The organism is Methylomonas sp. EFPC1, from assembly GCF_016925515.1.
GTDB lineage: Bacteria > Pseudomonadota > Gammaproteobacteria > Methylococcales > Methylomonadaceae > Methylomonas > Methylomonas defluvii.
In genome coordinates this window covers 709,863-722,643 of the sequence record NZ_CP070494.1, presented here as the reverse complement: position 1 = coordinate 722,643, position 12,781 = coordinate 709,863, and the positions used below count along the sequence as shown (strand labels likewise).

Annotated in this window: 9 protein-coding genes; all 9 read right to left on the bottom strand. The window is 53.7% G+C overall.

Features of this window, described 5'->3' with window-relative positions; translation table 11 throughout:
- Window positions 1-102: 102 nt before the first annotated feature.
- The 9 genes from JWZ98_RS03435 to JWZ98_RS03395 all read right to left on the bottom strand — a co-directional run bounded on the left by JWZ98_RS03435 (window position 103) and on the right by JWZ98_RS03395 (window position 12,209).
- On the bottom strand, window positions 103-1,074 hold the full coding sequence (locus tag JWZ98_RS03435) for a nitrate- and nitrite sensing domain-containing protein (protein ID WP_205453275.1): 972 nt from the start codon (window positions 1,072-1,074) through the stop codon (window positions 103-105).
- Between the two features lie 21 nt (window positions 1,075-1,095).
- The gene (locus JWZ98_RS03430) at window positions 1,096-2,268 is read right to left on the bottom strand and encodes a methyl-accepting chemotaxis protein (RefSeq protein WP_101052065.1); all 1,173 of its coding nucleotides are present in this window, start codon (window positions 2,266-2,268) and stop codon (window positions 1,096-1,098) included.
- 338 nt (window positions 2,269-2,606) lie between these two features.
- Window positions 2,607-3,323 (bottom strand): SprT family zinc-dependent metalloprotease, encoded by a 717-nt coding sequence (locus JWZ98_RS03425; RefSeq protein WP_101052064.1) that lies wholly within the window; start codon window positions 3,321-3,323, stop codon window positions 2,607-2,609.
- On the bottom strand, window positions 3,323-6,451 hold the full coding sequence (locus JWZ98_RS03420; protein WP_205453273.1) for a type I restriction endonuclease subunit R: 3,129 nt from the start codon (window positions 6,449-6,451) through the stop codon (window positions 3,323-3,325). The genes JWZ98_RS03425 and JWZ98_RS03420 overlap by 1 nt, the downstream gene beginning before the upstream one ends.
- Before the next feature lie 99 nt (window positions 6,452-6,550).
- Window positions 6,551-6,754 carry a hypothetical protein gene (locus tag JWZ98_RS03415; protein ID WP_205453271.1) on the bottom strand — a complete coding sequence of 68 codons (204 nt, stop codon included), beginning with the start codon at window positions 6,752-6,754 and terminating at the stop codon, window positions 6,551-6,553.
- Window positions 6,751-7,332, bottom strand: coding sequence for a zeta toxin family protein (locus tag JWZ98_RS03410; RefSeq protein WP_205453269.1), 582 nt, complete (start codon window positions 7,330-7,332; stop codon window positions 6,751-6,753). Before JWZ98_RS03410 ends, JWZ98_RS03415 begins: the two co-directional genes overlap by 4 nt.
- Window positions 7,329-8,591 carry a restriction endonuclease subunit S gene (locus JWZ98_RS03405; RefSeq protein ID WP_205453267.1) on the bottom strand — a complete coding sequence of 421 codons (1,263 nt, stop codon included), beginning with the start codon at window positions 8,589-8,591 and terminating at the stop codon, window positions 7,329-7,331. The genes JWZ98_RS03410 and JWZ98_RS03405 overlap by 4 nt, the downstream gene beginning before the upstream one ends.
- Window positions 8,584-9,615 carry a PDDEXK nuclease domain-containing protein gene (locus JWZ98_RS03400; RefSeq protein ID WP_205453265.1) on the bottom strand — a complete coding sequence of 344 codons (1,032 nt, stop codon included), beginning with the start codon at window positions 9,613-9,615 and terminating at the stop codon, window positions 8,584-8,586. The genes JWZ98_RS03405 and JWZ98_RS03400 overlap by 8 nt, the downstream gene beginning before the upstream one ends.
- An 8-nt stretch (window positions 9,616-9,623) precedes the next feature.
- On the bottom strand, window positions 9,624-12,209 hold the full coding sequence (locus JWZ98_RS03395; RefSeq protein ID WP_205453264.1) for a class I SAM-dependent DNA methyltransferase: 2,586 nt from the start codon (window positions 12,207-12,209) through the stop codon (window positions 9,624-9,626).
- Window positions 12,210-12,781 lie beyond the last annotated feature (572 nt).

Sequence of the window (12,781 nt, the reverse complement as noted above, 5' to 3'; positions counted from 1 at the left end):
CAGGCAAATTCGAAATGACACCTCTTATTTTGTACTACAGCTTCCCTAAAAGTAGTTTGCCGCCATCGAAAGCGTGGCTCTTGGTCTCGCCGGTTAAACGACTCAGTGCTGCAACACCAGCGAAGCCATTAAAAATACCAAGCTCACCAACACGATGGCGAAAGACTGATTGCTACTGCGTCTGGCACTTGCAAGCTGGTTTTGCAGGGCATGGTTTGTAATCACTTCCCCCTGATCGTAAAGCGCAAAAATACTGTTCAATGTCCCCGTTGCGGTGTCAAAGAAAGCCGCCGGATCAATCGCCGGCTTATCCACGCTCAACAATTTTTGCTCGATATGACTAATAAAACCGGTGATGTGCACATGAACCGCTGCCGAAGCCTGTTGAAAGCTGCTATCGGCAACCATGGACATGTTAGCGTTACCCATGCCGGCTTCAACCCGCTCGATGGCCTGACGGATACGGGTAATCAGAAAACCCAGCTTGATCCTATCGGTGATCCGGCAGCGCCCGGCCGCCGCCATGCCGGTACCGATAGCCCGCGCTTGACCTATCGCCTCCGCGGTATCCGGCAATAGATGCCATAGAATTTCTATAAAGCTGAACGGACAAATACTTTCCTGATGTAATTGGCTATGCTCCGCTATATCTCTAATTAAATTGAGAATAGTGCCGGCCAATGAACAGTGCCGTTCAAAACTTGCTTCCTTGGTCAAATGCAGCGCCGAAGGGTGTAGTTGTTTCCAGGCTTCGCGAATGCCAACGAACGACTGAAACGATTCCGGCGACCGCTTGAACTGCCCGGATAGCTGATCGAGCTGCCGATCAATATCGGATTGCAAGACCGTGATTTTGTATTTAAAGCTCACATCGCCGTTCAAATAAGCGCTCACCATGCCGCGATGTTGTTGTATCTGCGTCAATAGGTTTTTCAAGGCGCCGGTCATTTCCAGGTAATGCAGTTGCCCACGTAGATGCTCAAGGCGCGTCCGGCGATTTTTGTAGCACATAAATGCAGCAGCACTGGTGATCACCGCCGCCAATAAAAACAATACACAAACATAATCGGGCACGTCTAATTCCCCTTTTATTGGTTAATGAGCAACGATTTGCGCCAATTTAGCCAGATGCCTGGCTATTTCAGCTGATTCCTGGGCCGCATTGCTGTTTTGTTCAACGCTGTGGGCAATCGTCTCGATGTTGCGGCCGATCTCCTGGCTTACCTGGGTTTGCTGTTCGGCGCTGGTTGCTATCATCGTTACGTTATTCAAGGCTTGATCCGCATACTGCCGAATCTCGGCCAGCGATTGCTCAACTTGGAAAGCTTTGTTAATGCCTTGTTCCGTTTGGTCCCGAGTGGCGGCGATGGATTGGACGGCTAGATGAATTTTTTCCCGGACGGCTTCAGTGGTACCGGTTATTTCCTCAGCAGACTGTCGCACCCGTTTTGCCAGCGAGCGTACTTCGTCGGCTACCACGGCAAAGCCGCGACCGTATTCTCCGGCTCGCGCCGCTTCTATCGCCGCATTCAGAGCCAGGAGATTGGTCTGATCGGAAATGGCTTTAATCACTTCCGAGATACTGGCAACCTGCTGGGAATGCAATTCCAGATTCTGCATCAATTGAGCCAGGTCCTGAATCTCGCCAAACAGCGCGTTCATATCGGCGATAAAGCTTTCAATGGCGCGATGGCCTTGCTGGGAAAGCTGCTGCGTGGTCGACGATATTTTTTCGGCATCCCGGCATTGCCCCGCCACGCCCATGATACTGGCCGACATTTGTTCAATCGCCGCCGCCATCATCGTGGTTCTTTCGCGTTGGTTATCGAGTTTTTCGGCAACGAAACCGGCACCCTGGTTGAGCTGGTCGGCGGCATAAGTCACTTCTTGAATAGACGCATGCACATCGCCTATGCGCCGGCCCAGGGCTTTGGCGGCTTCGTTAAAACCGCTATACAACTGCGACAGCTCGTCCTGACCGGTAAGCTGTAGACGCATATTAAAGTTGCCAAGCTCTAACTGCCTATGTGCGCCGATCAATGCCGCAATCGCACCCGATAGGGACGAATATAATGCTGACAACACCAGTATCCAAGCCAGATTCGCGGATACAATCACCAACCATTGCGGCCCGGAAATTGACACGCCCGCATCGACGAACATAGCCAAGGGCAGCACGCTGGCCAACACAATTAGCGTCAATATCAGCGCAAATTTATTTTTTAGCTTGAAGCGACCGAGAAACGAGTTAACCAGCAATACGGACATTTTGATGCGCCTTCAGTTTAGACATGCCGATCTACCAGCAATTTTCTCGCCAGCAAAATTGTCCGATACCTCCTAAGCCAAATAAGGGTGCGACGCACCAAAAGGACGAACTTCCCGTTGGAGTTCACAAAAATACGCACCAAGTTGACTCAAACCCAAGAGCGAATTAATTAGTACCCGATGCAGAAACCAACAGGCAATAAAAAAGCCCAACTGAGACCAGTTGGGCTTTGATAATTTGGTGGGTGGGGACTATTTTATTAAGCTCTGCAGGCATTGTTTTACATAAAAATTATAAGAACCGCATTTCTTCATGCCCCCAATATTGAAGATTACTATTACTCTTTCCAATTTTCAGCAGACAACGGTAATTCATTCAACTCGGCTCGCGCTTCCTGCCAATTAGGGTAATAACCACTCAAAATGGTTAGGAAGCGCTCATTATGGGTAGGCTCCAATAAATGCACCATTTCGTGCAAAACGACATAATCCAACAAGTGCTTAGGCTTTTTGACCAATTCGGTGTTTAAACGGATATTACGCGCTCGCGGATTGCAACTGCCCCATTTAGTTTTCATACGTTGCAAAAAATAGTGCGCCACTTCGACCCCCAGTTTTACTTGCCATTTGGCAATCAATGGTGGGATGGCTTGATGCAACAATACCTTGTGCCATTCGTGAATCAACTCGGCACGATTTTCTAAAGCACTGTCTGCCGGTAGGTACAGCGTAATACGCCGATGATCGACCTTCACAAACGGCTTGCCGCCGCGCTCGATGATGGTCAACAAATGCCGCCGTCCCCAAAGATAGTGGGTCTCGCGCTCGACAAACTGCCTGGGGGTCTCTCTGGCCTGATTACGCAGCTTGGCCTGTTGATCGCATATCCATCCCAACTTTGAAATCGCGTAAGCCCTGGCCACTTCCAAACGGGTTTCCAGCGGCGCGGCCAACGTGACGCGGCCTTCCGGCGGATGCACAGACAAATGTACGTTCTTGATCGCCTTTCGAGTCACCTCGATAACAATCTCACCCAGTTCGATGGTTTCAGTCATCAGTAGCCTGGCTGATTCTTAATGATCTCGAACAAGGCCAAAGTGGCTTCCTTATTCTTGTTCAGCAACAGAAACAAAAAATTCAAAATCACACTTTCCTTAGCTTGGTCTCCTTTCCAGCCCGCCGGCGCTTGTTCGCGCATGGCATGATCAATTTTTAGCGCCAGTTGCGCACGCTCATCGCTATAGTCGGTCGTGGGTTCATGCACCTGTGACGTCGGCGTGGCTTCGGGCATCAAATCGGCCAGATTGTTGTAGATGACGATGGCCTCGTGCTTGCCATGCAAAATGGCGGGAATGCCGGCCTCGGGTTGTTTGGCCGCCAAGCGATTGACCAACTCCTCAGCCTTGCGCAAAAACGCCTCATAAGCGGCAGTATCCGCCTGACTTTGCTTGATCAGATCGTCTAGCAGCTTGGACATCTGCGCGTAGAACCTGGGGTCGGTGAGCTGGTCGCGAATGATGGTCTTGCGAACGTTGTTGATAATCCCCTCGGCGATAGCGTTCTTCGACAGCTTGCCTTTCTGGTTCAGCTTGCGGGCAATGGCGTCGTGGATACCGGTCTCGATGATCAGCTCGGTCAGCGACATTTCACCCAGTTCCCCTAATTCCGCCGCCGGGTCGGCTTGGATGTAAGTGTTGATCAGGTGGCGCATGTCAGCCTCGTAAGGCTTAACTTCCAGCTCTTCACCCGAGTGCTTCTTGATGGCGGCCCGAATCTCGGCGTAGAACTCTACTGCCTTTTTCAATGCCTCGGCCTCAGCCTCGGAATAACCCGCCTCGGTCAGTTCCTGGGCGATGTCGGCGTAGGCACGGGCAAAGATCGCCACCGCCTTGTAGAACGTCACTCGCAATGCTTCGGTTTCGCTTAGCGCGTCGGGGTTGGCGGCATCGCCGCAGAAATAATGCAGGTACTGTTCGACTTCTCGCGGCGGCAGTACCGGTTCGCACAGGTAGTGCAGTGCTTGACGGGCATCGTCCAGTTGCCTCTTGCCTTCTTCCAGCCAGTTTTTCAGGCGCACGTTGTTTTCGGCCTCGCTACTGCCCTGGTCGATGTCCAGTTCGTCGGAACTGTACACCGCGATGGCTTGTTGCACGTCACCAAAGAGTTTTTTGAAGTCGACGATGTGGCCGTAGTCCTTGTCGTCGCCATCCAGCCGATTGGTGCGGCAGATCGCCTGGAATAGGTTGTGGTCGCGCAATTCGTTGTCGAGATAGATGTAGGTGCAGCTGGGTGCATCGAAGCCGGTCAGCAGCTTGCTAACCACGATCAGCAATTTAAGATTGGCCGGCTCGTCGATGAAGCGGCGCTTCATCTCCGTTTCGTATTTCTCGGTGGTCGGAAAATCCTTCAATACCAACTGACTATAGGTATCAAACTTATAGCGTTCATCGCTGTTGGCGGGTTCTTTCGAGATGGCATTGGCATTCGGTTCGTACGAGGTAATGATGCCGCAGTAGGGGCCGAAGTGGGTATTTCTGAACAGCCTGAAATAATGACAAGCATCGTAAATGGAGGCGGCCACCAAAATAGCGGTGCCGCGGTCGTTGTTCAAACGCGGTTTGAGGGCGAAATCGGAGATGATTTCGGCGACCACCTCGCGTTTACGACCCTCGGCGCTCATCAATTCTTCCATCGTCGCCCAGCGTTTACGCAACGCCGCCTTCTGAAAGTTGTTGAGATTTTGGGTTTTCCGCTCGAACCATTCGTCGATTTTTTTCTGCGAGGTCAGCCTTTCGGGCACGTCGCGGGCCTCGTATTTCAAATCCAGCACTACTCTGTCGGCCACCGCCTGATGGAACTTGTAGGTATGGATGTAGGTGCCGAATACATCGTGCGTCATCTGCTTGTCCTTGCGCAGCAGCGGCGTACCGGTGAAGCCGATGAAGATCGCGCTTTCCAGCCAGCGCTTCATCTGCTTGTTCATGTCGCCGCCCTGAGTGCGGTGGCATTCGTCCACAAACACATAAAAGCGCCCTACCACCTTCGGCGGCGCGCCTTTCAGATCGGACACGTCGAACTTATGGATCAACGCGCACAGCAAACGTGGCGTAGTCTCGGCCAGCTTATTGACGAAATCGGCCCGCGAGGTGATGCGCGGCGACGCTGAGTTTTCGCCAATCACCCCGGCATTGCGCATCACGCCGACAATCTGCTTGTCCAGCTCGTCGCGGTCGGTGACCACCAATATCCGCGCCTCGGGATCGTGTTCCAACAACCACTTGGCGATCAGCACCATCAAAATGCTCTTGCCGCTACCCTGGGTATGCCAGATGACGCCGCCCTCGCGCTTGGCGATGCGCTCCTGCGCTGCCTTGACGCCGAAAAACTGGTGCTGGCGCGGCACCTTTTTTTGGCCGGCGTCGAAGATGATGAAGTTGCGAAGCAAATCCAGCAGCCTGGCCTTGCCGCACAACTGCGCCAGAGGTCGATCCAGCAATGCGCCGGCAAGCGGCGCGGTGCCCGCTTCGGCAGGCGTTTGATCCTTCCACTCCACGAAGAATTGTTCGGGTGTGCCGGTGGTGCCATAACGCAGCCCTTGCGCATCGCTGCCGGCCAAGACTATCTGCACCGTGCTGAAAAAGCCTTGATTGAAAATGGCATCCTGATTGGTGATGAGCTGGCGTATGCCGTCCGCCACATCCACCGAACTGCGCTTTAACTCGATCACCGCGATGGCGATACCGTTGATATACAGCACAATGTCCGGCCGCCGCTCATAACCGCCTTTCAGCGTCACTTCCTCGGCCAGCGCAAAATCGTTACGCGCCGGATTGTCCCAATCGATCAAATGCACGGTTTCATGGGACACGCCGGCGGCAATTTGCACCGGCACGCCGTAACGCAATAACTGGTAGGTGCGCAGATTGGCCTGATACAGCGTGATGCCGGTGGTTTCGGCGGCAATCTCCAGTTTCTGCAAGGCAGCGCCGATGTGGGCGGCGGAATAGCCACGTGCCGTCAGGTTGTCGCGAAGCAGTGCGGTTTCGATAGGACGGTTGTGCTCGCGTTTGCTCCAGTCGCCAAGATAGCGGTAGCCCAGGCCATCCGGCCGTGTCGGGTCGGCAAACAAGGCGACGACTCGGTTCTGGGTGTTACGTTCCGAACGGCTGTGTTGTTCCCTCATGAATTAAGCTCCTATTGCCTGTCGGTTTGTGGTTGTAATTTCGCCAGCGTTTTTTCGACAACGGTTATAAAAATCGGACTTGGTATTTTCACCAGCGTTTTAGCCGGCGTTTTCACCCGCACTTTCAGCAAGCGACTGCACTGGCAGTAGGCTCGGTGCATCATCACCAATCAGCGCCGGTTTGCCGTCTTGCCAGACCACGGCATACTGACCCAGGCGGCGTTTGCGTTCTAACGCTTCACCAACCGCTGCCGTCAGGCAATCCAGAAGTTGTTTCTCTTTGGCGGGAATCGTATTCATCATTGGGCCTCGTGCAACAGTTGCTGATAAATCGCGTTTTGAAAAATCGTTTCAGTGCCGTCATCGCGGGTGAATACCAATTCCGGCGACTCGCCGGTATTCAGAAAACAGCAGACATAATCCACCGCATCGGCATAAACGCCAAACAGATTGCGCAGACTGCGCGGAAAGCGGCGGACAATGTCGGCAACGGCTATCGAATGGCCACCATGCTTGACTCGTTCCGCGACTCGCAACTGCGATATTTCCACTGCCGGCAGCGCCAAATACACCAACTCCACCCGCCAGCCTTGACGGCGTAAGCGTTGAATCAAACGCAGATAGGTGCGGCCGGATAAGGTGGTTTCAAAGGCAAAATCCCGCCGCGCCACAACATGCTGCTCAATTTCGCGCAGGAACAAGCGACTGGCGGCAATGGTTTGTTCCTCGGGTGCCAGCGGCGACAGGCCGGCGGCGATTAGGTCGGCGTTGACGAAATGGCGACACTGCGCCAGCGGCAGGTATTTTAAGGCGAAAGTGGTTTTGCCGGCGCCATTCGGCCCGGCGATGATACGGCAAACTGGCTGAGTTGGAGTCGTCATAGCAAGCGCGTCCTGCCGGTGAGCAGTTCCTGCATCATGCCCTGTTTGAGGGCTCGGGTTTTGTCGCGGCGGGTTTGCAGCGCGGTGAGTTCGGCGTCCATGTCGGAGAGTATGGCGGCGATGGCGGTTTGTTCTTCGATTGCTATCGGAATCAAAATTTCAATTTTCTTCATCACATCGTTCATTAACTTTGGATTCCCTAAATGACGAGAGACGTGAGGTTGCGTCGATTGTCCGAGTACTGCTGCAATAAATCGATGATTGCTACCATGTAGTTTGATCGTTCCACAAACGTTTGTGCAATTAAATCTCCCTGTGCGCGCAAATACCGTTCCGGCATTTGCTCCGTCTGTTGTCCAAGTAACGTAATCGCCTTCAAACTCGTAAGTGTCAATGTATCCCATTACACCGCTGTTAGATGTCTGAGAAGAGTAAACAGGATAATCAGGTGACGACGACCTAGCGATTTCAATATGGCTAATGACCCGTCCCCGTCCAACATGACCTATATCTTGAATTGCTTTGAGTTTCCACTCCCCACTAAACCCCGGCAGGCGGGTTTGGCCGGTGAGAAGTTGTTGCATGGCGGCCTGTTTGAGGTCGCGCTTCTTGGCGATCAGCCGCTCCAGCCCGTCCAGCAGCGCATCCACATCGCCCAACGCCGCCGCGATGGCGCGTTGTTCCGGGAGTGGAGGAAGGGCTACTTGAGTTTCTGAGAACTGCGATTTGTTGACTAGCGGGACGGCTTGCTCCCCCGCGAGCGCCGTTACTCTCGGCGCGGCTGCGGATACGCCGTAGTAGAGAAAGTCCGAGCAGAACGTTTCGGATGGGAAGATGGCATTGATCTGCTGATTCGACGTTAGCTCTGTCGATGCCATCCCGCACTTTCCAATGGTCGAACCGATGCAGACGAAGAGGATCGAGTCCTTAGGAAACCGGCGGGAGATAGAGAATCCTTTTTTGGAGAGCCGCTTCGCCGTATGCGTAATCTGCTTGGTGTTGCCCATATCCACCGGGCCGACGAACAGAAATTCATCGCCATAGTTTGCTGCATCTGCTGTGGGTGGCGTGCTTCCAGTCGCAATAGTTGCGAAGTCCCGCAGGCGCCTCACTTCCCACTCTTCAGGAATAACCCCCACCTCCGTCATCTTGTATCCCGGCTTAATCAAAGTCGCATTTCCAACCTGCAAGCGATAACCCGCGCTGGCTTCGTTGACCGCCGACGGCTGGTGATCGGAACAACTATGTTGTTTACTCATCGGCTTCCACCTCCAGCAAGCTCAGTTCCAGTTCGCGGCGCAGGGCTTCGCGGTCGGGTAGATAGAGCTGGTATTTCTGCACAAAGAGCTGGCTGTTCATGCCGTAGGTCGCGTATTCCACCAGCAATTCATCCTTGTTGCGGGAGAGGATGATGCCGATGGGCGGGTTGTCGCCTTCCACGTTTTCTTCGTTGGCAAAATAGCCCAGATATAGGTTCATTTGACCGATGTCGTGGTGCTGTACGTCGCCTAGCTTGAGATCGATGAGAACGAAGCAGCGCAGGATACGGTGATAGAACACCAGATCAACTTTGTAATGACTGTTGTTGATGGTCACGCGGTATTGCCGCCCAACAAAGGTGAAACCTTTGCCAAGTTCGAGCAAAAAAGGCTGAAGGTGATCGCAGAGTACGGTTTCGAGCTGGGTTTCTGAAACCTGGTACGGCTCTGGGATTTTCAGGAATTCGAAAACATAGGGTTCGCGCAACAAGTCGGCAGGCTGTTCGATGAGTTGGCCCTGCGCGGCCAGTTGCAGGATGCCGGCCTTGTCCTTGGAGGCAGCGAGGCGCAGAAACAGTGAACTGTCTTTTTGCCGCATCAACTCCCGCACCGACCAACGTTCGCGGATCGTTTGCTGTTGGTAGAAACCACGCTCTAGCGGATCGCCGATCTTGAGCAACTCGACAATATGCGACCAGCTCAATTGGTCAGACAATGTCTGACTTTTTTGCGCATCCGGGAAGCCTTGATAAAACAGGCGCATGTAAACCACATTGGATCGGCTGAACCCCCGACCATGACGCAAACTCAGGTCACGGGATAAATTGCTGATCAGTGCCTTGCCATATTCCGCTTTGTCCTTTCCGCCTTGCTCGAATTCGACGATGTGCCGCCCGACTTGCCAATAAGTTTCGGTGAGGTGCACATTGACGGCCCGCACAGCCCGGGTTCTACCTTGAGTATAGGTGTCTGAAATCTGATCCAGCAGGTTTCGGTAATCCGGGGAGGCTGTGAGGTTTTGCATATCGGTACTCATACCGCAAAGCCCATCTTCTTCAAATGCTCATCGACACGCGCCGCCAGCGCCGCCACCTCGTCTTCCAACTGCGGCAAAGGCGTGGCATAGCGTTCGGCCAATTCTCGAATCCGGCCGGTCAGGGTTTGCGAGACTCTATCCAGTTCACCATGCACGGCGGCAGACAGGTGCGCCATCCATTTGTCCGCTATGACCAGGGTCTTGATCTCGGCTTCGCTCAGCGTGCGGTATTTGTCATAGGCCAGTTGGTCGAGCGCGGCTTCGGCTTCCTTGAGCTGCTTTTTCAGCGCCGCTTCGTCGGCAGATAGTTTTAGCCAGCGTTGCAACACTTCGATTTCATTAATCTCGCCATCATCCGCGTTGACTCGCGACATGGAGCCGAGCAGGCGTTCGGCCATTTGGATTTCCTTGATCCGGCTACTGACTTCGGCTTTGTTGATTTTGTCGTAGCCGGAAAACACCGCGTCTTCGCCGCCGTGTTCTTCTTCCAGTTCCGCAAGGCTGGCGGTCGCCGCTTCCAGTTCGGCCTGTTTGGCTTCGATGCCAGCCTGTTCGTCGGCAAAATAGCGGGCGACGATATACGGCTTGGGGATCAGATCGCAGGCCCAACCCTTGTCTTTGGTTTTGCCTTTCTTATCGGTTTCGACGATGCGGGTCGGTTGGGCGACCCAGCCATCGGCGGAAATCAGGTAGCAATCGTCCTGCAGGGTCTCGGCCCAATAGTCCATCAGATGCTGGTAAATGTCGTAGGCGTCCAGCAGCGGCGCGGGCTTGAAGGTGTTCAGCAAGTCTTCGGCGATGGTTTCGATCAAGGCCTTGGGGTGGCTGTCTTTGCCAAAGCCGGTGAGCAATGGCGTGGTGGCGTCTCGCCAGCCTTGAAAGCGTTCGGTCGCCTGGGTGTTGAAGGCGGTGAATTCGGCGTGGCCGAAGATGGCGGGTTTGACCTCGGCCAGCGGCAGCGTTAATTGCGCGTAACCGGGTCGCTCCCTCTCCTGCTGGAGAGGGTTGGGGTGAGGAGAATCAGAATAAAGTAAGACATTGATTTCTGTCCCCTCACCCTGCCCTCTCCCGGAGGGAGAGGGTTGGTTACTTTGTTTGGCGGCGCTTTCCTCAAGGCGAGGGGAGAAAAGAGCGACGCGCACGCCGGGCAGCACCTGCCAGTAATCGGCCAGCGCATCCAGGTCGCGTTCGGGGATGCCGCCGTTGAGGTGGCCGTTGATGTCCTGAATATCTTCCGGCTCGCTGCTGTCGATGTAGCGCGGCAAATTCAGGTTGAAGTCGTTTTTGGGGTCGGCGATTTCATCGAACGGCACCATGCGGGCATAACGAGACACGTCGGCTTGCCTAGTGAAAGTGTCGACGATTTTGTGGATGTCTTGCTCGCGCAGGCGATTTTTGTTGCCGTCTTTGATAAATCCCTTGCTGGCGTCGATCATGAACACGCCTTTGCGGGCGGTGGCGTTTTCCTTGTCGATAACCAGAATGCAGGCCGGAATGCCGGTGCCGTAAAACAGGTTGGCCGGCAGGCCGATGATGCCTTTCAAATAGCCGGAGCGCACCAGTTGCTGACGGATCACCGCTTCGGCATTGCCGCGGAACAATACACCGTGCGGCAGAATGCAGGCGGCTTTGCCGTTGGCTTTCAGACTGCGGATGATGTGCAGTAGATAGGCGTAGTCGCCTTGTTTGGCCGGCGGCTCGCCCCAGACGAAACGCTGGTAAGCATCGTCGCTCGGCGTCAGGCCGGTGCTCCAGGTCTTGTCGGAAAACGGCGGATTGGCGACCACGTAATCGTAAGTGCGCAGTTGCTCGCCATCCTTGAACTTGGGCGCGGCCAACGTGTTGCCGGACAGAATGTTGGCGGTCGGAAAGTCATGCAGGATCATGTTCATCCGCGCCAGACCGGCGGTGGTGACGTCTTTTTCCTGGCCCTCGAGGGTAATATGTTTGCCGGCTTCGGCGGCGACTTTTAGCAGCAAGGAGCCGGAGCCGCAAGTCGGGTCGTAAGCCGTCGTCGAGCCTTTGGCGTTTTCCGGCGAAATGCCGATCACCTTAGCGATGATACGGCTGACTTCCGACGGCGTATAAAACTGGCCTTTGCTCTTGCCGCTTTCGGTGGCGAAGTGGCGCATCAGGTATTCGTAAGCGTCGCCGAGAATGTCGTCGTGCTCGGCGCGGTTTTTGGAGAAATCCAGCTCGGGCTTCTGGAAGATACTGATCAGGTTGGAGAGCTTCTCCACCATGTCCTTGCCTTCGCCGAGTTTGTTGGGATCGTTGAAGTCGGGAAAGTCGCTTTTCGACAAGCGGGCGTTGGCGTTGACCAAGGGGCCGATAATCTGGGTGTTGATCTTGTCGCCGATGTCGGATTTGCCTTTGAGGGCGATCATGTCCTTGAAGCTGGCGCCGGGCGGAATCACCACCGGCGGCGCGAAGTCGTCGCTGTCGGCGTATTTGTCGGTGATGTATTTGATGAACAGCATGAACAGCACGTAGTCCTTGTACTGACTGGCGTCCATGCCGCCACGCAATTGGTCGCACGAGGCCCATAGGGAGGAATAGAGGTCGGATTTTTTGATGGCCATTGATGAGTATTTATAACTACTATGGTTTGCTCATTAGCTTTAAAGCAAAGCACCAAGATTTAGGAAGCACGATTGTTTTTCCATAAATAAGCTACTTGTCTCAAGCTTGCTTGCCCGATCATGCGGCTCTGTTAGTGACCTCAATATTGGATTAGAAAAATCCAGCAAGATAAAAATTTCTTTAACCCATAAAAAAACGGGGCCTTAGCCCCGTTCTTAATCTTAGGTGGTGGAGGTGGGGACTAACGAATCACACTCTGAAACACAGAGGTGACAAGCACTCCAGCAAATTACTGACTACGAGTTACTGCGATAGTTACTGCTCAATTGCCACACAGCAAATAGCCTAGATTTAAGGATAACACACAAGCAGTATTTTTGTGTTTTAAGGTAATACCAATCGAAATTGGGAATTGAATCCAGGCCCATTTTCTTATGCGTACTCCATTGAAATCCGCCAATGACTCCGACCGGCCAATTTCCGTCCTTCGGGGTTAATCTCTGAATGGCCTGTGTATGTCAGAAATTGCTCATTTAACGCCGACAATCAGCGGCGAATTTGGAGAGTAGCA